Origin of the sequence: Nocardia higoensis NBRC 100133 (genome assembly GCF_000308595.1) — a bacterium.
GTDB classification, from domain to species: Bacteria; Actinomycetota; Actinomycetes; order Mycobacteriales; family Mycobacteriaceae; genus Nocardia; species Nocardia higoensis.
This window is the reverse complement of record NZ_BAGA01000132.1, coordinates 135637-156075: the sequence shown is the minus strand read 5'-3', so window position 1 is coordinate 156075 and position 20439 is coordinate 135637. Positions and strand designations below refer to the sequence as shown.

The 20439-nt window shown below is 68.6% G+C and carries 24 protein-coding genes; 8 read left to right on the top strand and 16 right to left on the bottom strand.

Translation table 11 applies throughout. The features are described 5' to 3' along the window. Positions 1-2 precede the first annotated feature (2 nt). Entirely contained in the window at positions 3-971 is a 969-nt protein-coding gene (gene ccsB, locus ON26_RS24190; RefSeq protein ID WP_040798883.1) for a c-type cytochrome biogenesis protein CcsB, read from the top strand. Here the strand turns inward: ccsB and ON26_RS24185 are convergent. From ON26_RS24185 to ON26_RS24145, 10 genes are read right to left on the bottom strand one after another with little or no spacing between them, the layout of a single operon-like run. Continuing rightward, positions 968-2188 (bottom strand): tyrosine-type recombinase/integrase, encoded by a 1221-nt coding sequence (locus ON26_RS24185; RefSeq protein WP_051027461.1) that lies wholly within the window; start codon positions 2186-2188, stop codon positions 968-970. The genes ccsB and ON26_RS24185 overlap by 4 nt on opposite strands. Then, positions 2188-2391, bottom strand: a complete 204-nt coding sequence (locus ON26_RS24180) for a helix-turn-helix transcriptional regulator (RefSeq protein WP_040798881.1) — start codon at positions 2389-2391, stop codon at positions 2188-2190. The genes ON26_RS24185 and ON26_RS24180 overlap by 1 nt, the downstream gene beginning before the upstream one ends. A gap of 15 nt (positions 2392-2406) precedes the next feature. Further along, positions 2407-4119 carry a replication initiator gene (locus ON26_RS24175; RefSeq protein ID WP_218000623.1) on the bottom strand — a complete coding sequence of 571 codons (1713 nt, stop codon included), beginning with the start codon at positions 4117-4119 and terminating at the stop codon, positions 2407-2409. Continuing rightward, positions 4116-4754, bottom strand: a complete 639-nt coding sequence (locus tag ON26_RS24170; protein ID WP_040798879.1) for a hypothetical protein — start codon at positions 4752-4754, stop codon at positions 4116-4118. Before ON26_RS24170 ends, ON26_RS24175 begins: the two co-directional genes overlap by 4 nt. After that, entirely contained in the window at positions 4751-4897 is a 147-nt protein-coding gene (locus tag ON26_RS33580) for a hypothetical protein (protein ID WP_157171990.1), read from the bottom strand. Before ON26_RS33580 ends, ON26_RS24170 begins: the two co-directional genes overlap by 4 nt. Further along, positions 4894-5076 (bottom strand): hypothetical protein, encoded by a 183-nt coding sequence (locus ON26_RS24165; RefSeq protein ID WP_040798877.1) that lies wholly within the window; start codon positions 5074-5076, stop codon positions 4894-4896. Before ON26_RS24165 ends, ON26_RS33580 begins: the two co-directional genes overlap by 4 nt. Before the next feature lie 46 nt (positions 5077-5122). Continuing rightward, entirely contained in the window at positions 5123-6439 is a 1317-nt protein-coding gene (locus tag ON26_RS31800; protein WP_051027459.1) for an FtsK/SpoIIIE domain-containing protein, read from the bottom strand. A gap of 1 nt (position 6440) precedes the next feature. Further along, a complete protein-coding gene (locus ON26_RS31795; protein ID WP_051027458.1) occupies positions 6441-7133 on the bottom strand; it encodes a DUF2637 domain-containing protein in 693 nt (230 codons plus the stop codon). A 2-nt stretch (positions 7134-7135) separates the two neighbouring features. After that, positions 7136-7369: a hypothetical protein gene (locus tag ON26_RS24150; protein WP_040798875.1), complete on the bottom strand. Its 234-nt coding sequence runs from the start codon at positions 7367-7369 to the stop codon at positions 7136-7138. Positions 7370-7371: 2 nt separating this feature from the next. After that, positions 7372-7809, bottom strand: a complete 438-nt coding sequence (locus ON26_RS24145) for a hypothetical protein (RefSeq protein ID WP_040798873.1) — start codon at positions 7807-7809, stop codon at positions 7372-7374. A 205-nt stretch (positions 7810-8014) separates the two neighbouring features. Between ON26_RS24145 and ON26_RS24140 the strand changes: the two genes are divergently transcribed. Then, positions 8015-8692 carry a GntR family transcriptional regulator gene (locus ON26_RS24140; protein ID WP_040798870.1) on the top strand — a complete coding sequence of 226 codons (678 nt, stop codon included), beginning with the start codon at positions 8015-8017 and terminating at the stop codon, positions 8690-8692. 58 nt (positions 8693-8750) lie between these two features. Here the strand turns inward: ON26_RS24140 and ON26_RS24135 are convergent, their stop codons facing one another. The 3 genes from ON26_RS24135 to ON26_RS24125 all read right to left on the bottom strand — a co-directional run bounded on the left by ON26_RS24135 (position 8751) and on the right by ON26_RS24125 (position 11142). Continuing rightward, the gene (locus tag ON26_RS24135; RefSeq protein WP_040798868.1) at positions 8751-9581 is read right to left on the bottom strand and encodes a class I SAM-dependent methyltransferase; all 831 of its coding nucleotides are present in this window, start codon (positions 9579-9581) and stop codon (positions 8751-8753) included. Between the two features lie 1061 nt (positions 9582-10642). Further along, positions 10643-10843: a hypothetical protein gene (locus ON26_RS24130; protein ID WP_040798865.1), complete on the bottom strand. Its 201-nt coding sequence runs from the start codon at positions 10841-10843 to the stop codon at positions 10643-10645. 86 nt (positions 10844-10929) lie between these two features. Continuing rightward, entirely contained in the window at positions 10930-11142 is a 213-nt protein-coding gene (locus ON26_RS24125) for a BldC family transcriptional regulator (RefSeq protein ID WP_040798862.1), read from the bottom strand. Positions 11143-11357: 215 nt separating this feature from the next. Here ON26_RS24125 and ON26_RS24120 point away from each other — a divergent pair, with 215 nt between their 5' ends. The 5 genes from ON26_RS24120 (at position 11358) to ON26_RS24100 (ending at position 14106) form a co-directional block, all read left to right on the top strand. Continuing rightward, complete coding sequence (locus tag ON26_RS24120; RefSeq protein ID WP_083884323.1) at positions 11358-11642, top strand: DUF4229 domain-containing protein; 285 nt, start codon at positions 11358-11360, stop codon at positions 11640-11642. 46 nt (positions 11643-11688) lie between these two features. Beyond that, positions 11689-12774: an L-cysteine desulfhydrase Cds1 gene (gene cds1, locus ON26_RS24115; protein ID WP_040798856.1), complete on the top strand. Its 1086-nt coding sequence runs from the start codon at positions 11689-11691 to the stop codon at positions 12772-12774. Between the two features lie 74 nt (positions 12775-12848). Further along, complete coding sequence (locus tag ON26_RS24110) at positions 12849-13067, top strand: hypothetical protein (RefSeq protein WP_040798853.1); 219 nt, start codon at positions 12849-12851, stop codon at positions 13065-13067. Further along, the gene (locus tag ON26_RS24105; RefSeq protein WP_040798850.1) at positions 13067-13651 is read left to right on the top strand and encodes a Clp protease N-terminal domain-containing protein; all 585 of its coding nucleotides are present in this window, start codon (positions 13067-13069) and stop codon (positions 13649-13651) included. The genes ON26_RS24110 and ON26_RS24105 overlap by 1 nt, the downstream gene beginning before the upstream one ends. 62 nt (positions 13652-13713) lie before the next feature. After that, complete coding sequence (locus ON26_RS24100) at positions 13714-14106, top strand: phage holin family protein (RefSeq protein ID WP_040798848.1); 393 nt, start codon at positions 13714-13716, stop codon at positions 14104-14106. A 62-nt stretch (positions 14107-14168) separates the two neighbouring features. Here ON26_RS24100 and ON26_RS24095 read toward each other — a convergent pair whose 3' ends face one another. Beyond that, entirely contained in the window at positions 14169-15038 is an 870-nt protein-coding gene (locus ON26_RS24095; protein ID WP_040798846.1) for a 1,4-dihydroxy-2-naphthoate polyprenyltransferase, read from the bottom strand. A 41-nt stretch (positions 15039-15079) separates the two neighbouring features. Here ON26_RS24095 and ON26_RS24090 point away from each other — a divergent pair, with 41 nt between their 5' ends. Beyond that, on the top strand, positions 15080-18553 hold the full coding sequence (locus ON26_RS24090; protein ID WP_051027456.1) for an AfsR/SARP family transcriptional regulator: 3474 nt from the start codon (positions 15080-15082) through the stop codon (positions 18551-18553). A 57-nt stretch (positions 18554-18610) separates the two neighbouring features. Here ON26_RS24090 and ON26_RS24085 read toward each other — a convergent pair whose 3' ends face one another. After that, on the bottom strand, positions 18611-19447 hold the full coding sequence (locus tag ON26_RS24085; protein WP_040798840.1) for an ABC transporter permease: 837 nt from the start codon (positions 19445-19447) through the stop codon (positions 18611-18613). Continuing rightward, positions 19444-20436: a daunorubicin resistance protein DrrA family ABC transporter ATP-binding protein gene (locus ON26_RS24080; protein ID WP_040798837.1), complete on the bottom strand. Its 993-nt coding sequence runs from the start codon at positions 20434-20436 to the stop codon at positions 19444-19446. Before ON26_RS24080 ends, ON26_RS24085 begins: the two co-directional genes overlap by 4 nt. Between the last annotated feature and the right edge of the window lie 3 nt (positions 20437-20439).

Below are 20439 nucleotides of genomic sequence, written 5' to 3'. Positions count from 1 at the left end.
CGATGCCGATCGACGACACCCTCGCCCAGTACAGCGATCTCGCCTTCAAGTCGGCGCTGGTCGTCTACGCGCTGGTGCTCGGGCTGCTGATCTGGCAGTTCGCCTCCGCGCAGGTGCGCAGGACCGAAGCGCGCGAGCTCGTCACCGCGGGCGGTGGCGCCGAACGTCCCATCGGTCCCGGCAAGGTGGTCGAGGCGCCGTCGACGCCGCTGCCGGTGCGCCTGGGCAATATGGCGTTCGCTGCGCTCACCGTCGCCTTCGCCCTGCACGTGGCCTCGATCGTGTTGCGCGGCTTCGCCACCGGCCGGTTCCCGCTGGGCAATATGTACGAGTTCGTCACCATGGCCTGCGCGGCCACCGTGCTCGTCGGCTTCTGGCTGCTGCGCGAACAGCGCCACCGCGCCACCTGGGTCTTCCTGCTCGTGCCGGTGCTGATCCTGATGTTCCTCGCGGGCACCGTCCTCTACGCCGACGCCGCCCCCGTCGTGCCCGCGCTGCGCTCGTTCTGGCTGCCGCTGCACGTCACCATCGTCAGCGTCGGCAGCGGCATCTTCCTGGTCTCCGGCGTCGCCAGCCTGCTGTTCCTCTACCGCCTGCGTCAGCCCGAAGGCGCGGAGTCGGCGAATCTCTTCGGCGCCATCGCGCGCCGGCTGCCCGACGCCCGCACCCTCGATCGCCTGGCCTACCGCACCACCATCGTCGGCTTCCCCATCTTCGGCGCCGGCGTCATCCTCGGAGCCATCTGGGCCGAAGCCGCCTGGGGCCGCTTCTGGGGCTGGGACCCGAAGGAGACCTGCTCCTTCATCGCCTGGGTCCTCTACGCCGCCTATCTGCACGCCCGCGCCACCTCCGGCTGGCGCGACACCAAGGCGGCCTGGATCAACGTCGCCGCCTTCGTCGCGATGCTGTTCAACCTCTTCATCATCAACATCGTGATCAGCGGCCTGCACAGCTACGCCGGATTGACCTAAACGCCGTCTACCTGCGTGTTCGGGTCGGTGTCGTCGCCGGTGACAGGCTGCTGATCAGCCCCGGTACGCAGTGAGTACGCAGCGGAACCGGGCCAATCCTTGATTGCAGCCCCGACAGCCGAGCGGGTTGTCTCGTCGGCATCGGGCCACAGGTGCGCGTAGTAGCGCAGCGTGGTGATGGCGCTGCCGTGCCGCAGTCGTGCCTGAACCGCCTTGATGTCGGCACCGCGCCGAATGAGCAGGGACGCGTAGTAGTGCCGGAAGTCCTGAAAGCTGAACTCCTCCGGCAGGCCAGGAACCTTCGCCTTCGCCGCCCGCAGGTTCCACCCGATCACCCACGGCGAAACCGGCTTGCCGAACTCATCGCACACCAGACGCTCACCCGGGAAGACCTTCACCGACTCGTTCAGCATCGCCACGAGTTCGGGCGGCACTGGTACCGGCTTGGCACTCGAATCGGTCTTCAACGGTCGTTCGGGCCACTGTTGGCGAGGGGTCACGATGCCGTTCACGAAGTCCACATCGGTCACCCGCAGACCCGCAGCTTCCGAGACCCGGAGCCCGACAAAGGCCCCGAGGAGCACGGCAACCCGAAGGTGAGCGGGCATCGCGTCATGCAGCGCCCACACCTGCTCCGGCGTTGCCACGTAGACCTTCTGCTGACCAGTCTTCGGCGACGTGCGACGCGAGCACGGATTGCGGGGCAACAAGCCGTCGTGCACAGCATCTCCGAAGATCTGTGCCAACCGGGAGTGCAGGCTGTAGACGTAGCTATCGGCCAAGCCCTCATCCTTGAGCGTCACCATCCATTTCTTCACCGTGGACGGTCGCACCGCTGAGAGTTGCAGCGAGCCCAACCCCTCGTTGATCTTCTTGACATGCCATGTCGCCAGGTCAACAGTCGTTGAGCGGTGGTTCGCATAGCCCTTCAACCACTCCGTTGCCCACTGCTCTACGGTCTGCTGCGAATCGCGCGGAGCAACATGAATGCCCTGAACCAAGGTCGCAACTTGAGCGTCAAGCCACGCTTGCGCATCCGTTTTCCGGGCGAACCGCTTCGTGTGTTCGTTGCCCGCGTCATCGACGTATCGGGCACGCCACCGCTTGCCCTTGCCGTGAAGCTTCGACGGAACCCGACGCAATGTTCCGGTCTCATCCCTCTCGTCCTTGGTCCAGAGGTCTTCGACGCCTGAGCGGCGGTTGCGACGGGTAGCCACTACGCGGCCGTGTTCGTGCCGGTGGCCTGTTCCTGTTCGGCGATCCAGGCCAGTACCACCGACTTGCGCCACACACGCCGACGCGGACCGAGCTTGAAGCTCGCCGGACCCTTCCCGACATGCGCCCACCACCGCCAGGTGGCCTCCGGAATCCCCGTCAGCGCTTCGCAATCCTTGGCCCGCAAATACTCCTCATGCCCCATCTGTCCGCCCCTCTCTCACGCTGCTGACTGAACTGCTGAACGATTCGGTGATTCCGGTGGCCCGCCACTACCAGCGGCCAGGCGGGCATTGGTGTACTCGGCGCGTTGTCGCAGCCGTTCGGACACCGCCGCGATGATCAAGTGCTCACGCGGCGGAGCTTCCTTGTCCCCGGGACGGACGAGACTGATGCGCAGGTTCGCGCGGGTGTCGGGGCGGACGATGCCGACCGCAGCGAGGGTTTGCCGAACGAACTCGGCCCGCTCCGCCTTGTGGTCGGCGACGGTCTTGCCGGTCCACAGGTTCGAGTTCAACACCCTTTGACCGGGCAGGCCGAGGGTGTCGCGGCGGTGGGCTTTGCCCTTGCAGCGGCCGGGGATCATCTTGTCCTTGGCGCCCTTGGGGACGATCCCGTAGCGCAACCAGACCCCGCAGGTCGGGGAGCAGGGGGTGCGCTGAAGTTCCTCATAGAGCCGGTCGTAGTGGGCGGCGACGCGGGGGCTGTCGGGCTCGAGGAGTTCGGCGATCGACTTGGTGAGGTACTTGGTCAGGTACTTGACCTTGCGGTCCTCCTCACCCGAGCCGCCGAGGATCTGAATCGGCTTGGACTGGGCACCGAAGCGGATCGTGTGCGACGGCTCCAGGTCGTCCACGGTGTCCATCGCGGCCAGCATGTCGTCCCACGCCGCCAGCGGAGTCCGGGTGTCGGGGTCCACGAAGGTGTTCGCCTGGTAGTCCCACACCGGCATGTGGTCGCCGCTGTAGTGCTCCTGGTCGTGGTTGGGCCACCAGATGTTGCGGTAGGTCGCGTTCGTCACGGCCGTGAAGATCGCGTTCGGGATCGTCCCGCGGATCGCGATATGCAGATGCGGGGCGCCACGCTTCTGGGGTTCGACGGTGGCGAAATATTGCACATTCCAGCCGACCGCGCGGCGCAGGTTCTGCACCCACCGGTCGAAGAGTTTGGCGAAGTGCACGATGTCGCGGGCGGCCTGGGTGTAGTCGTAGGAGCCGGGGTCACGCGGGGAACCGTCGGTGACCAGCTTGCCGTCCGGGCCGGTCACCTGGTTGATCTGCCCATACGAGGGCAGGGTGAGCGTGACGAACGTGGAAGGCCGGTACTTGCCCGCGTACTCGCGGCCGACCGTGGTTTTCGCGACCTTCCGGCGCGGCAGATCCGGGACATCGTCACGGCGTCGGGTCGACTTCGCCTTCCGGGCCGGTTTGCGGTCCAACGGCGGGAACGGGCCACGGACACCGAGGTCCTTCAACTCCTGGTCGAGTTCGGCGACGAGACCACGGATGGCGTCGGCGGCTTCGTCATCACCGAGGCGCCGTGCTTCGTGGTACTCGGTGAACATCCGCGCCCGGGCATCGAGCACATCCTGTTGGGCGTCGGTGACCTCGGGCTTGTCCCGGGTCGGTTCTTCGGCCAGGCACCAGCCTTCGCGGCATTGGGTCATACGCAGCCAGCGGGCGGCTTTCGCGCAGGGCGGGCAGATCGCTTCGACGGTGGATTTGCAGGGGACGCCGATGTAGGAGACCTTGCCGGTGGCCGGGTCGACGGCGCGCATGGGCAGGACGCGGGAGCAGACGCCTTCCTTTTCGGCGGCGGATTCGGCGATCTCGCGCAGGTTGGGGAGTGCGCGGTGAGCCGCCGCAGTCACCCGAGCGTTCGGGGTCTGCGACGGATCACCGTTCACTGCCAGGACGGCCCTGCTGTCGCTCATGCGGCGTCCTTCCTCCAGTCGCTGCCGTCGATGATCTGGGGCAGGTCGACGGGTTCGGCGAGGGCATCGTGGTAGTGGAAGTTCAGTTCGATCAGCCCAGGACCGAGCACCTTGACCCGGCACTCGCGGGCGCCGAAGGCGTGGGCGAGCTGCTCGGCGCGGTCGCTGTAGTCGTCGGGCCGGTGACCGGCCACCATCCGCACGTGGATCAGGTCGTCACTGTCGCCGATCCACACATCCATCAGCTTGGGCACCCGCACCCGGTCGCCGTCGAGGATGACCAGTTGGCAGGCGGTGAGCAGGCGGACCCAGCGGCGGCGGTAGCGGAACAAGGCCAGGAACCGGGCGCGAGCACGGGCGGTGATCCAGCGCTGGAAGGTCTGCGGGCTCTGTACGCGCCACAGCACCATCCCCACGCCCCAGCCACCGACCACGCCGACCCCGGCCAGCGGATGCACCAGCAGCCCGGCGGCCACGGCCAGCACGAGCGGGATCGAGACCATCGGGAACAGCACCGCCCACCAGGCGGCCGCAGCGAGCGCGACGAGGATGCCGCCGCCGATGTTCAGGATGGCCAGGCCGATGACGTCGAGCGGGTCACGCCCGGTCATGGTGGTCGTTGTCGTGGTGATCATTGTTCGGTGTCTTCCTCGGCGAACAGGTCGAGTTGGTTCGGGGACAGGGCGTGCAGGTCGACCCGCTTCCGGCGGCGGTCTGTCTTCTCCGGCGTCTGCTCGGCCGGATCAGGCTGTGCCGGAACGGGTTTCCGGGTGGTCATGCGGCCCACCCGCCGTCGCCGTCGTCGTAGCCGTCACCGGCAGGCCAGACCATCGGCGTACCGGTCTCGGCCAGGACGTGGACCGCGACCGCGATCGGGTCCAGGCCACGGGCCTCGAGCTGGCAGCGACGCCGGGCCGCCAGGTCGATCACGTTCGAGTCGTCGTAGTGGTTGCTCATCACAGAACCTCGATTTCAGGGAGAAGGTTGGATGTCGTCCGAGCGGTCAGGCAGCAGCCGAACCGGTTCCGGGGTCCTCGTCGCCGAGGTCGTCGGGATCGAAATCCGAGTAGTCCTCGGCCGGGCCGGTGATCTCGGGCGCCGGGGAGTAGGCGTCCACGATCTGATCAGCGGCGGTATCGGAGACCCAGAAGGCACGCACCCGCACGAAGTCGGTAGTGCCGTCCTGACCGACAAAGCCGACACCAGGGGTGTGTTCGTCGATGCGGTCGCAGCGGGCACCCCGGTCCCGGGCACCCTGGCCGTGAACCATCGCCACCTGGGTCGGTTCGTCCAGGCGCAGCCCGATCCGGATGGGGAACAGTTGCCGGTTCGGCATTGTCTCCTTCGACGGGTCCTGCAACGCCGCGATCATCGACACCCCCGCCGCCCGGCCCTGCGACAGCAGCAGACCGGTCAGACGCCGGAACTCCTGCTGGGTCTCTCGCTCGGCATACGAGGACAGCGACGCGGCTTCGTCGATGATGATCACGACCAGCGGCTCATCCGGTGTCGGCACATGCTTGCGAATCCCGTTGGCGCGCATGAATGCCAGCCGCTCCCGCAGCACATCGACGGCTTCTTTGAGCATGGCCACGATGGTTTCGGTATCGGTGGCGAACCGGACGAACAACCGGCCCTCCCCGCGCCCGAACTCGACCCCGCCTTTCGGATCGGCCATCCACACATCCACCAGCCCATCCCGGATAGCCGGACCGAGCCCACCAAGGATCGACCAGACGACCGAGCCCTTCCCGGAACCGGTCGCCCCGGCCAACAGGATGTGCCCGTAGAGCACGCGCAGCCGCCACAGATCGTGAGCTTCGGTGACACCGACCGGCACCGCCTCGAGGTCGACCCGATGCCGGTCACCGAACGGGGCCGGAGCCGGGGCAGCCAAGGTGTCGACGGTGCGCACATGCAGGCGGACCCAGCTCGGTTCCGGAGACGAGACGGTGACCTCCGGAACCGCGAAGTAGGTCGCGAACTGGGCGAGTACTTCGTCGTTGGACCAGTCCTTGAACGACTGGCCGCCCAGCATCATCAGCTCGACGTCCAGGCCGTGATCGGTGAAGTCGTAACGCTCGACGTAGGGGAACCCTCCCTCGGCCGAGCCGAGACCCAGCGCGGCGAACATCAGGTTCGTCTGTGCCGGGTCGGCCAGAATGTAGACCGCGGTCCGCAGCCCGAGCGGGGCGGCATCGGCGAGGGATTCGGCGGTGACCTGGCGGGGTCGGTCGTCTCCGGCCCACCGCATCCAGGCCATGCCACCGACAGCGAGGAATCCGCTGCCTGTGGTGAGAAGTGTTGTCAGAGTCGACATTTCATCCCCCAATGGGAAGTGCGATCGGAAGCATGTCCTGCACCGGACGCGACTGCCGAACCGGCATCACCCGTGCGGGCGGGGAAACCTCGGCCACCGGGGCGGCCACCGGGAACGGCTCGGTCACCGGCTCCGGCACCGACTCCGGCACCGGCTCGGGTTCGGGTTCTGGTTCGGGCTCTCGCGTCAGCACCGGCGCGGACGAATCGGCCGGCACTTCGGGCACCGACTCCACCGGCACAACGGCCGCGACGGGTTCGGGCACCGGTTCGGCGACTGGTTTGTGGTTGGCGACCCGGAACAACACCGCCAACCCGTGGGTATCGGCGAGCAGCGATATCGGGGCGATCGCCGCCACGATGGCCGACGCCCACGCCGGAAGCGGTTGACCGTTGGCCACCGCGTGCAGGCTGTTCCCGGCGACCGAGACCGCCGACCCGATCACCAGCACCGAGAGGAAGAAGCGGCGTTCCTTCCCCGGGCAGACCAGCACCCCGAAGGTGGCGAGCAGGATCGTTCCGTCCACGATCAGCGGGAACAACCACGCATCCCGGGCCGGGATGTGCGCCAGGACGGCGAGGTCTTTGAGGGTGGAGTACGACAGCCGGAACGCTGCCGCCCCCACGCCGACGATGATGGCTGCGGCGGACCAACGCGCGTAACGCATCGCCGCCGCCTGGCCCGCCGCACCCATGATCAGGCCGCCTTATCCGAGGCCACGGCCGCGTCGTGCTTGGCCAGCAGACCCGGCAACGCAGCCAACAGCGAACGGGCATCCTCGATGCTCAGGCTCACGGAGGTGGTGCGCGCCGTCCCGACCAGCGATATGCGCACCGTGCCGGGAATCATGTAGTTGTCGTGTTCGAAGCCGGGCGAATACTCGACCGCGATCCCGTCATGCCCGGTGATCATGGTGTTGATGAACGACATGATCAGGCCGCCTTGTTCGAGGCCGGGTGGGTCTTGGCGCCGGAGTTGTCGCCCTTGATGCCGGTTGCGCGGATGTAGAAGCCGATCGACTTGAACTGACCGTTACCGACCACGCGGGGCTTGAGCATCAGCCCTTCCAGCTCGATCGGACGCAGGCCCTCCACGACCTCCGGCTCCGAAGGAACCGGGATCTGATCAGCGACGAACGTGATGTCGAAACCGGCCTGGTTCGCCTTGCCGCCAGCCCGGTCCATGATCGTGGCCTTCCACAGCCGCTTGCCCGAGCCGTTGCCGTCACGGTCGTAGTCGACCGCCTGACGCTTCGGCGCGTTGCGGTCCTCACTGAACTCGGTCTGAGCCTCGATGTCGCCGAGCAGCAACACGCCCTTCGGGAACACCGCGCGGAAGTCGGTCGGAATCCACATGTCCTTGAGTGCCATCTCAGTACTCCTTGTTGCGGGAAGTGCTGCACGATCTGTGCATACACAACAGCGTATACACAGCCTGCGTATACACACAAGGGGTTTGCGTATACGCAGGCGCGAAAGGCGGCTTGACTCATCGCTCAACTTGAGTGGAGTACCGTGATTTGCGTATACGCAACTGCGTATGGCCAGCGCCGACCACGTAACAGGAGGATCAGCCGTGAGTGAGCCCGCGTACGTCGTGATTGCCGGTGAGATCGCCCGCGACATCCGCAGCGGCGCCCTACCGGCGAGGACTCAGCTACCCAGCTACGCCGAACTGGCCAAGCGGCACAACGTCTCCGAGATAGTGATCCGCAAGGTCATCGACCTGCTGTTACGGCAAGGGCTCGTCTATACGATCGAGCGCCGAGGCACGTTCGTCGCTGCGCGTCCGACCCTGGTTCGCGTGTCGCCCGAACGGCAGATGGAAGACCCCGAAGTTACCTTCGGAAACGAGTCGGCGACCGGGGATGAAGACGTGACGATCGAACGCGAAGTGAAGCGCATCCCGGCCGATGGGCACCTGGCCGCGGAATTCGGGATCGCCCACGGGGACGAGGTCGAGTACACGATCACGATGGCGTCGGAGAAGGGACGTCCCGTCTCGATCTCGGACACCTACAACTTGCCGGGCGTCGACATCAAGACCGCGACGTCTCTGGAAGAGACCCTGGCGGACCGGCCGCCCGTCCCGGCCCACGCGGTGTGGCTCGAAGTGGCCTCGGGCGAACTGGTCAAAACGGTGCATCAGCGGTTCTTGCTCAATGACCGCCTGCTGATGGTCTCGGATGTCTCCTACCCGCGAGACCGCTACGACTCGTTCGTCTTCACGATGGCGCTCACACCTTCGTCCTGAGGCGCAGTTGCGCGAGGCCGGCCCCGTCTACTCCGGTGGGGCCGGCTTTCTTTGTGTCCTACGAATGTCGTTGCCAGACCTGGGCGGCGTCGTTCAGATTCCACCACGACACGAACTCCGGGTCCGTCGCAGTCAGCGACCAGCTCGAATCCAGGGAATCGAAGAACGAATCATCGCCCGTCTTGCCGCCCCGAGGTTCGCCGACGTAGACCAGATGCCGGCCACCTCCGTTGCCGAACTTTTCCAACGCCGTCGACGACATGGGGTTCTCCCAGCCGGGGGGCCAGCACAGGAATAGCACGGAGTCGGCGGTCACGGCGGCATCGAACGCATCCAGGTCTTCGACCTCGTGCCATACGTCGGCCTGTCCAGCCGTGGCGGGAAACGACGGGTTCGAGGCTCGGTGTGGAGGTTCGACGTCGAAAGCGCGCACCACCCCTCCAGCCTTGGCCAGCTGCTGTGCCCAATAGCCCCGGCCGGCGCCGAGTTCGAGGATGGTCCGGCCCGCGGTGAAGTCTGTGATCCACCGCAGGGTTTCCGGAGACGGGATCGCGTAGGCGTAGGTGCTCTGCAGGATCGTCTGCACGAACGCCAGTCGGGCGCTCCCGCGCGATGCACCTCCGTTGACTACTCGGCGAGTGCCATCGCTGCCGACCGAGGGGCCGACGATGTCCCAGTACGGATTGCCGGAGTCCGAGTCACCGCCGGCCATGTAGTGCACGAACCGCAGATCGAACGCAGCATCCGCCTCTGGGTCACCAGTGCCGGCGAGCATCGGAGCGGTGTCCAAGTACTCGGCCATGCGCGGATACTGAGCTCGCAACAGCTCTGCGTCCTCGAGCAGGGCGGCGAGTTCCGAACGTCGCTGCGGTGTCAGCGCGAAGGTCATGCCCCGATTCTTCCTGCGCCACAGGCACCTACGCGAGTAGTTGCCGAAACCCGCCATATGAAGTCAAGGGGCGGCGCTGGCGCGCCGCCCAGCGGTGCCGCCACGCGGCACCGCACAGCCCGGCCGGCCTCCGCAGGCTCCGGCAGGCCGGGGTCCGTTGGGCGCGTCGGCACCGCATTGGCGACGGGGTAGAACGCCGACCATTCCTATCTGGCCGCCTTCTCCATCAACTGAGCAGGGCGGGGCACGACGCCAGCCCTACCGGACTTGCCTCCCGCAGCCGAGCACGAATCGGCCGGCACTCTGCCCGGTCCACTGGCTGTGGTCCCGCTCGATCCGGTCCGACCAACCACGAACCTCACCCCGAGCACCCAGTGAACTACTGCGCGACCTCTGGCCGCGTGGCCCTACGCTGGGGTGGCCTGCATTGTGATCCCGCGCCCCTCACACCTCAAGAGCGCCTATCGGCGTCACTGCGTGATCAGCTGCGCTGACTCTTGACCTGTGAGCCTCTGCGCGTGACAGGCAGGCCCTATGGGGCAGGCGGGAAGCCCGCCCCGTCATGTGCAGGCCACCCCAGCGCAGGGCCATCCAGGGTCCAGACACGACGAAACGGCGGGGTGTAAGTCCCGCCGCTTCGGTACGCAGTGAGTACGCAGTGCGCCCCACCGATGCCCTACTCAGCCAACGATGCCATCGGGGAATCCCAGGTCAGGCCGCACGAGCCTGCAACGACCAACGACGGCAAACGCCGAGTACGGTGTTCATCATCAACATCGTGATCAGCGGCCTGCACAGCTACGCCGGCCTCACCTAGCCGACACCGGCTGGAGAAGCGCGCGGGCGATCGCGAAGGTCGGGGGAGTCTCCGCATCGATGATCGATGGCGGATCCGCGGACGCGCTACGACCCGGTGCCTGAGAAGGAGAACCCGCGCGACGAACTCGCGGCGATCACGCCCCGGGAATCCGTCGCTTGCTGCGCGCGGCCGACTCGGGGGCTGTGTTCGCTGACCGACAGCCTGTCGAGCGGGCGGGCGCCGAGGCGGTGACCGCCGACGGTCAGTGTTCCTTGGGGCCGTCGCCGTCGCGGCGGTGCTGCTCGCGGGAGATGCGCCAGAGGAAGTCGGGGTCGTCGTCGGGGCCGAGGATCGGGCGACGGCGCGGAGGCGCGACCGGCTGATCGATTCTTCCCGGGCCGAACGCCTTCCACATCAGCACTGCCACCGCGATGATTGCGATGAGGGCCAACAGATATGCCACGTGGCTCACCTCCTGGTATCGAGGGTAGCCCCGCGAGTGGTCCGCGCACAGCGCGGACCACTCGCGAAGTGACACACGACGCCCGGTCAGTTCTCCGATTTGGCCTCGGTGGTCAGCGACTTCAGCAGTTGCATGACCTCGGACTCGCGGAAGCGACGATGTCCGCCGGGAGTGCGCAACGATCCGAGACGGCCCGCGTGTGCCCAGCGGGTCACCGTCTTGGGATCGACGTGGAACAGTGCGGCGACTTGCCCGGGGGTCAGCAAGGTGTCCTGGCCGCCGACGGTGATCGCACTCATAGCAAACCTCTCCGTTCTTCGACAGTCCCTCATCAAGTGGCGCCATCGTCGCACTCGAACCCCTAGGTACTCGAATCACCTACAGTGGGTAAAGGCGAAGTAATGGACAAAACGGATGTTCGTCCGGCGAGGGCGCGTCCGGCCCGCAAACCGGGTCGCCTACCCTGGGAGGGGTGAGCGAATCGACCGGATCGAACCCGCGGGTCGGCCGCAGCCTGGCCGTGAACCTGGGCCTGTACACCCTGGCGCGGCTGGCCTTGGTCGCCGTGATCACCGCGATCATCCTGGGCGTCGCCGCCCTCGTCGATGTGCAGGTGCCGCTCGTGGTGGCCGTGCTGTTCGCCCTGCTGATCGCCATGCCGCTGTCGCTGACGGTGTTCAAGGGCCTGCGCGCGCGGGTCAACGCCGACATCGCGGCGGTCGACGCCAAGCGCAGGGAGGACAAGGCGCAGCTGCGGGCGCGGTTGCGCGGCGAGTCCGAAGGCGACGGCCCGGCGTAGGCGACGGCGAAGCGGATGCGGCGGTGAGGCGAATGCGAGGGCTCCGGTGAAGTACTGCGATCGCAGCGGCCCGCGCGAATGGGTGGACAACGCGGTCCGGCTGATCGACGCGGACTCCCAGCGCAGCGCCGACACCCATCTGCTGCGCTATCCGCTGCCCGCCGAGTGGAACATCCAGCTCTATCTCAAGGACGAGTCGACCCACGTCACCGGCAGCCTCAAGCACCGGCTGGCCCGGTCGCTGTTCCTGTACGCGATCTGCAACGGCTGGGTCACCGAGGGGACCACCGTGGTGGAGGCCTCGTCGGGCTCGACAGCGGTGAGCGAGGCGTATTTCGCGAAGCTGCTCGGCTTGGACTTCGTGGCGGTGATGCCGGCGAGCACCTCGCCGCGCAAGATCGCGCTGATCGAGGCGCAGGGTGGTCGCTGTCATTTCGTGACCCGCCCGCCCGAGATGTACACCGAGGCGGCGCGCCTGGCTGCCGAGTGCGGCGGTCACTACATGGACCAGTTCACCCACGCCGAGCGGGCGACCGACTGGCGCGGCAACAACAACATCGCCGAGAGCATCTTCACCCAGCTGCGGCTGGAGACCCATCCGGTGCCCGAATGGATCGTCATGGGTGCGGGCACCGGCGGCACCAGCGCCACCATCGGCCGCTACATCCGCTACCGCCGGTACGCGACGCGACTGGCCGTGGTCGACCCGGAGAACTCGGCCTTCTACGGCGGCTACGAGACCGGGGACGCCGGTTATCAGACCGGCATGCCCTCGCGCATCGAAGGCATCGGCAGGCCGCGGGTGGAGCCGTCGTTCGTCGGTCAGGTGGTCGACCGCATGATCGAGGTGCCCGACGCCGCGTCCATCGCTGCCATGCGCTACGGCGGCCGGGTGCTCGGCAGGCGGATCGGCGGCTCGACGGGCACGAATCTGTGGGGCGTGTTCCATCTGATCGGCGAGATGCTCGAGCGCGGCCGCAGCGGCAGCGTGGTCACCGTGCTCTGCGACGGCGGCGACCGCTACGCCGACACCTATTTCGACGACGACTGGGTGGCGGCGCAGGGCTGGGATCTGGACGAGCCGGCCGCTGTCATCGACGAGTTCCACAAGACCGGCATCTGGAACGGCTGACCGTCTCCTCGACGCGCATCCCTTTCGTCAATTTTTGTTGACATCTGCCGCGTGTGTCAATCAAAATTGACGGCATGACCGAAGCGACAACTCTGGCGGCCGCGGCGGGCAGCCCCGATCCGGAGATCGGGCTGCGCGCGGTCCGCGCGCTGCGCAGGCTGCTCGAGCGTTTGGAGGCGATCCAGGTGCGAAACGCCCGGGATCAGGGCTGGTCCTGGCAGGCCATCGCCGACGCGCTCGAGGTCAGCAAGCAGGCCGTGCACCAGAAGCACAACAGGAAGGGCGGCAACTGATGTTCGAAAGATTCAGCCGGTCGGCGCGAATGGCCGTGGTGGCGGCTCAGGAGGAGGCGCGAGAACTGCGCTGCCCGCGTATCGATGTCGAGCATGTGCTGCTCGGCCTGCTGCTGCAGGCCGAGCAGCGGCTCGCGGCGCTGGTGGCCGAATGCTGCGGGCTCACCCCGGAAAGCGCGCGACAGGCGCTGGCGGAAGCGGGCGCCGATGCGCCGCTGGGTCCGGAGGACGCCGAGGCGCTGCGCTCGATCGGCATCGATCTCGACGCGGTGCGCGAATCGCTGGAAGCGAGTTTCGGCGCGGACGCGCTCGACCGCGCCGAGCCGCCGCAGCGGCGCGGGCTGTTCGGCCGGGACCGGAGCGCCGGGCACGTCCCGTTCACGCGGGAGGCGAAGAAGGTGCTCGAACTGGCGTTGCGAGAGGCGCTGGCACGCAAGGACAAGAGCATCGAATCCGGGCACATGCTGCTCGCCGTGCTGCGCGCGCCGAACCCGGCGACGCTGCGCTTGCTCGGCGGGGCGGGCACCGTCGAGGCGCTGCGCCCGCGGGTGCACGAACTGCTCGACGATGCCCGCGCGGCCTGATCGGGTCCCCGCCTGCCACGTGAGCTCCCCGCGAACAGGCCTGTGCCGCTTAGCATGGGCGCATGCAGCTTGTGATCCGACTGATCATCAACGCCGTGGCCATCTGGCTGGCGGCGGCGTGGGTGAGCGGCATCGACATCCTCAGCCCCGACGATGCCGGGACGGGGGCGAAGATCGTGGTCGTGCTGGCCATCGCCGCGCTGTTCACCCTGGTCAACGCTCTGGTGAAACCGATCGTGCAGCTGCTGGCGCTGCCGCTGATCCTGCTCACCCTCGGGTTGTTCCTGCTGGTCATCAACGCCCTGATGCTGTGGCTGACCGCGGCGCTCACCGATGTGGTCGACACCAACGGCTACGGCCTGGAGGTCACCGGGTTCTGGGCGGCGATCTTCGGCGGCATCATCATCTCGCTGGTGAACTGGGTTCTCGGCGTATTGGTTCCGGACGGGGACTGACCCGGCCGCCACAGGCCCGGGCGCAGAGCCCGTGCCGCGGCGGCCTTCGCGCCGGGCAGGCCTCAGCCCAGCCCGAGTGCGAGCGCGCTCAGCATCGACCAGGCCAGCAGTGCCAGCCCGGAATCGCGCAGAGCCGGAATCAGTTCGAGCCCGTTGCCGCCACCGCGCACCGGCGCGTTGGCCCGCACCGCCAGCGGCGCGGCGAGCAGACCGGCCAGCGCCCACGGGGTGTGCAGGGCCAGTGCGAGGGTGAGCAGGAACGGCACCGTCAGCAGCGCCAGATGCAGTGTGCGGGTGCGGGCGTCGCCGAGGGTGACCGCCAGGGTGATCTTGCCGGTCTCGGTGTCGGTGGGGATGTCGCGCAGATTGTTGGCGACCAGCACGGCGCTGGAGAAGGAGCCGACGCCGACCGCGAGCGCCGCGCCGACCCAGTCGATCCGCTCGGCTTGCACGAACTGGGTGCCGAGCACGGCGACCAGGCCGAAGAACACGAACACGGCGATTTCGCCGAATCCGCTGTAGCCGTAAGGTTTGCTGCCGCCGGTGTAGAACCAGGCGCCCGCCAGGCACGCCGCACCGATCAGCAGCAGCCACCAAGCCGTGGTGAACACGAGCACGAGACCGAGGACCGCACCCACCCCCAGGCAGCAGATCGCGGCGGTCTTCACCGCGCCGGGGGAGGCGAGCCCGGAGCCGACCAGCCGCAGCGGGCCGACCCGCTCGTCGTCGGTGCCGCGCACGCCGTCGGAATAGTCGTTGGCGTAGTTCACGCCGAGGATCAGCGCCACCGAGAGCAGCAGCGCGACAACGGCTTTCCACCAGACGACGGCGTCGAGCGCGGCGGCGGCTCCGGTGCCCGCGATCACCGGGGCGATCGCGTTCGGCAGGGTGCGCGGCCGCGCCCCCTCGATCCATTGCGCTGCTGTTGCCATGCGGGCAGCCTAATCCGCGCTCACCTACGATGGCGCACGGCATGAGTGCACATCAGCGCGGCCCTGCCGGCCCGGCTCCGCTTCCCCCCGCGTCGGGCGACGGGGCGATCGTCGTCGGATTGCTCGGGGAAATCGCGCTGCGCCGTGACGGCGCGCTGACGTCCTTACCCGGTGTGCGGGCCCGGTTGCTGCTCACCGCACTGGCCGTGCGTCCCGGCAGGCACCGCAGCGCTGCCGCGCTCATCGAGGACGTGTGGGCGCACAGTCCGCCGCGCGCCCCGATGAACGCGCTGCACACCCAGGTCTCACGGTTGCGCGCACTGCTGCCGGAGGGCGCGCTGGAGATCGGCCCCGCGGGCTACCGGCTGCGCCTGCGACCGGACCAGGTCGACCTGGCCCATGCGGAGGACCTCGTCACCGTGGCGCGCGCGGCCCGCGAACGCGGCGAGATCGCCGCCGGTCTCGCCGCCGTCGCCCGGGCACGGTCGCTGTGGCGCGGTGAGCCCGCCGACGACCTGCCGCCCGGCGGCATCGCCGACGACCTGCGGGCGAGTGCCGCCGCCCGGGCCGCCGAACTCGGCAGCGTGGAACTCGCGCTGCACGAGGCAGCCGGCGATCTCGACTCCGCCGTGCGTGTCGCCCGTCGCTCGGCGGCCGCCGACCCGCTCGACGAACCCGCTCAACTCACCCTCATGCGCCTGCTCGCCGCGACCGGCCGCCCCACCGAAGCGCTGGAGTCGTTCGCCGGGTTCCGTGCCCGCCTCGCCGACCACCTCGGGGCCGATCCGGGACCGGCGCTGATCGCGATGAACACCGCGATCCTGCGGGGTGAGGTCGGCGGCCACGCGCCGCACGGGGGCCCGGCGGATCCCGGCGCCCACGGATTCACCGCCCAGGGCGGGGAAGGCATCCGGCCCGGCTCGACCGCCGTCGGTGGTCGCTCCCCGGGGCACGAGTTCGGGCACCCCGGCGCGGAACGCGCGCACCCGGCGATCGGTCTGCGGGCCGCGCCGAATCCCCTGCTGGGCCGCGCATCCGATATCGATGCACTGGTCGAGCTCGTCGCCGAGTCGCGGGTGGTGACCGTGCTGGGACCGGGCGGGACGGGAAAGACCAGGATCGCCAACGAACTCGGCACGCGGCTGGCCCGCACGACACCGGTGGTCCTGGTGGAACTCGCCTCCGTGCGGTCGGGGCCGGACGTGGACGCGCGGATCGAGGTGGAAGCGGCGATCAGCGCGACGCTCGGCCTCGGCGAGGTGGTGCGCGAGCCGGCCTCCTCGAGGTGGCAGGGACGGGTCGACGCGCGGCTGCGGTTGCGGGAGGCGCTGGCGGCCCGGCCGATCCTGGTGATCCTGGACAACTGCGAACATCTCGTCGACGCGGTCGCCACCGTCGTCGCGGATCTCATCGGCGCCTGCGCACAGCTGACCGTGGTGACCACAAGCCGCGCCCCGCTCGCCATCACCGCCGAGGCGGTGTACCCGCTGGCGCCGCTGGCCATCGACCCGGCCGGCTCACCCGCCACCGACTTGTTCGCCGCGCGCGCCAGGGCGGTCCGCCCGGCGGTGCGGCTGGATCCGGAGGTCGTGGCCCGGCTGTGCGCGATGCTCGACGGCCTGCCGCTGGCGATCGAACTGGCGGCGGCGCGCGCCCGCACCATGAGCGTGGAGGAGATCGAGACCCGGCTGGAACATCGCTTCACGCTGTTGCGCGGCGGCGACCGCTCCTCACCGGAACGTCATCGCACGCTGCACGCGGTGATCGCGTGGAGCTGGAACCTGCTCGACGCGGCCCAGCAGCGCACGCTGCGCCGGATGTGCCGTTTCCCCGCCGGTTTCACGCTGTCGGCCGCCGAGATCGTGGCGGGTGGTGCAGATTTCGCCGATGTTGCGGAGTCGGTCGACGGATTGGTGGGGCAGTCACTGCTCACCGTGCTCGACGACGCCGAGGGCACCGGCGTGCGATACCGGATGCTGGAGACGGTGCGCGAATTCGGTGAGGAGCAACTGCTGCCGGAGGAGGCCGAAGAAGTCGAGTTCGCGATGAGGCGATGGGGGCGTTCCTACGCGCTGGCGGCGACGCGTCGCTACCGGGGGCCGGAGCAGGCGGCCACGGTCCGTTCGGTCACCGAGGAGTCCGACAATCTGGTCGCGGTGCTGCGCGGTGCGCTCGACCGCCGCGACAGCGTGACGGCGTATCTGGTCTTCCCGGTGGTCGGCGTCCTCTGGATGATTCGTGGCGCGCACCTGGAACTCACCGGCTGGGCGCCGCGCATGCTGGCTTGCCCGCCGCCGGACCACGATCGCGGCGAGCGGACCGGCACCGAGGACGAGGCCGCCGGTGTGGCCGTCGATCTGCAGATGATCGCCTTGCTGATGTTCGCGCTGCACGCGGTCTACATCGGAAACGACATGCGCGCGTTCGCCGTGCTGTGCACGCGGATCCGGCGTCTGGTCGACGTCGCCGCGCTGAATCCGGGTCTGCGCCTGCTCGGCAGGCTCATGCTCGCCTTCTCCGGAAGGCGGGCTCACCGGGTGCCCCGGCTGCTGGCCGAAGGCGCCCGCTCGGCGGACCCGGACGTCCGGATCGCCGCATTGGTCGCGCGAGCGAATGTCCGGGAGAACGCGGGCGTGGTGCACGGTTCGGCCCGCGACGCCGAACGCGCCCTCGATCTGATGCGCGAACGGGACGCCTGGGGCACGGCGATGACCTGTCAGCATCTGGGCCAGCTCGCCGGCCAGACCGGCGCGTACCCGGACTCGGTGCGCTACTACCGGGAGGCCGCGGAGCTGCTGGAAGCGCTGGAAGCGCACGAGGAAGTCGCCGAGATCCGCAGTTTCCTCGCGATCTCGCTGATCGCCGACGGCAGGCCGGGGGAGGCCGCGCGGGAACTGTCGCGCGTGCCCGCGAGCGTGGCGGAGGGCGGTCGCCCCGCCCCGATCGACGACCCGGGCATCCACCGCAACCATCGGGTGGCCGCGGTCGCGGCCGCGGTCGCCGAACTCCGTCTGGCCGAGGGCGATATCGATACGGGCCTGCGCTACTACCGCCGGGCGCTGATGTTGCTGAGCTGGCCCGAGGACAGCCCGGCGCCGGGACCGGGCGGCATCATGCTGGCCGCCGCGGTAGTCGCCGCGCATGTGCTGCACGGCCGGGCCGAACAGATCGGGGGACTGGCCGCCGAGCTGATCGGGGCGGCGGTCACGAAGCTCGCCCAGCTCTTCGACCTGCCACAGATCGGCACCGCGGCCTGCGCGGTCGGCTCGTGGGCGCTGGCCGTCGATCCCCGCTCGGACCACGGCCTCGAACTGCTCGCGCTGGCGGGCAGGGCGGTCGCGCGCCAGGACTACGCGTCCATCGCGTTGCACCGGCACCTCGACCTGCATGCCCCGGTGGTGGGCCGTGAGCGCATGGGAGCGGCGCTGCGGCGCAGCGCCGAGTCGGGCAGGCGCTCCGCCGCCCTGCGCATCATCGAGGTGCTGGAGCGGCATTTCGCCGAGCCCGATCGTTGACACGGCGCAAGGCCGGGACCCGCCTGCGCAGATCCCGGCCTCCGCGCCCGCGCCGATTCACGCGCGGCGCATATAGGCCCGCACGGTGAGCGGAGCGAAAACGGCGATCACCACGGCCGATCCGATCAGCGACCAGGCCAGATCGCTGTCGTAGAGATTGTTGTTCATCAGGTCCCGGCAGGTGTTGACCATGTAGTAGACCGGGTTGGCGTGGTTGATGGCCTGCATCCAGCCCGGCATGGTCTGCGCCGGGGCGAACGCGCCGGACATGAAGGTCAGCGGGAACATGACCATCATCGAGACGCCCTGTACCGCCGCGGCGCTCTTGCCGGTGACGCCGACCAGCGCCCAGATCCAGCTGACGGCGAACGAGCACAGCACGATCACCACAGCGGCGGCCAGCACACCCGCCACGCCGCCGCCGGGACGATAGCCCAGGCACAGGCCGACCACGATGGTGAGAGTGGTCGCGATGCCGTAGCGCACCATGTCGGCGATCAGCGCGCCCGACAGCGGCGAGATCCGGGCGATGGGCAGGGATTTGAAGCGGTCGAACACGCCCTTGTCCATGTCCTCGCGCAGCTGGGTGCCGGTGACCACCGAGGTCAGCACCACCGTCTGGACCAGGATGCCCGGGATCAGGACGGGCAGGTAGTCGTGCACATTGCCGGAGATCGCGCCGCCGAAGATGTAGGTGAACAGCGCGGTGAACAGGATCGGCTGGACGGTGACGTCGAAGAGTTGCTCGGGGTTGTGCTTGATCTTGAGCAGACCCCGGTAGGCCATCGTGAAGGAGGCCGATACGGTCTTGCGCAACCCGATGTGGTTGCCGGCGTGCGGAATTCGCGCGACAGCCACCGGCATGTCGGCGGGCGCAGCGGTGGTGACGGTCATGCGGCGTTCCGTTCGGTGTCGGTATCGGGGTTGTCGGCCTGGGCCGGATGGCCGGTGATGGTGAGGAAGACCTCGTCGAGACTGGGCTTGGTGACGGTGATCTCGTCGACGGCGATCCCGGATTCGCGCAGGCGGATCAGCAGATCGGTGGTCACGCCCGCCTCGCGCAGCGGCGCGGTGAGCCTGCCCGCCTCCGGGCTGATCTGCGCCTCGATGCCGAGCAGATCGCCGATCACGCGGCGCGCCTCGTCGATCCGGCCGCGGTCGACCAGGGTCAGGTGCAGCGAGGAGCCGCCGATGGAGGCCTTGAGTTCGTCGGCGGTGCCGTCGGCGATCACCCGGCCGTGGTCGATCACCGCGATCCGGTCGGCGAGTTGATCGGCTTCGTCGAGGTATTGGGTGGTCAGCAGCACCGTGGCGCCCTCGCGGACGAGCCGGCGGATGGTGTCCCACATCTGCGCGCGGGTGCGCGGATCGAGACCGGTGGTCGGTTCGTCGAGGAACAACAGTGGCGGGGTCGCGATGAGACTGGCGGCCAGGTCGAGGCGGCGCCGCATGCCGCCGGAGAAGTTCTTCAGCGGTTTGGCGGCGGCTTCGGTGAGCGCGAACTCGTCGAGCAGGTCGTTCGCGCGCTGCCCGGCCTGCTTACGGCCGAGACCGAGCAGCCGGGCGAAGAGCACCAGATTCTCGGTGGCGGTGAGATCTTCGTCGACCGAGGCGTATTGACCGGTGAGCCCGAGCAGCGAGCGCACCGCGGTCGGTTCGGCGACCACGTCGTGGCCGAAGATCCTGGCGCTGCCACCGTCCGGTCGGAGCAGCGTGGACAGCATCCTGATGGTGGTGGTCTTGCCCGCGCCGTTCGGTCCGAGCACGCCGTAGACGGCGCCCTGCGGGACCGTCAGGCTCACGCCGTCCACGGCCCGCTGCTGTCCGAACACCTTGACCAGACGGTCCGCCTCGACGGCGGGTACTGCGGTGGGTGATGTCATGCG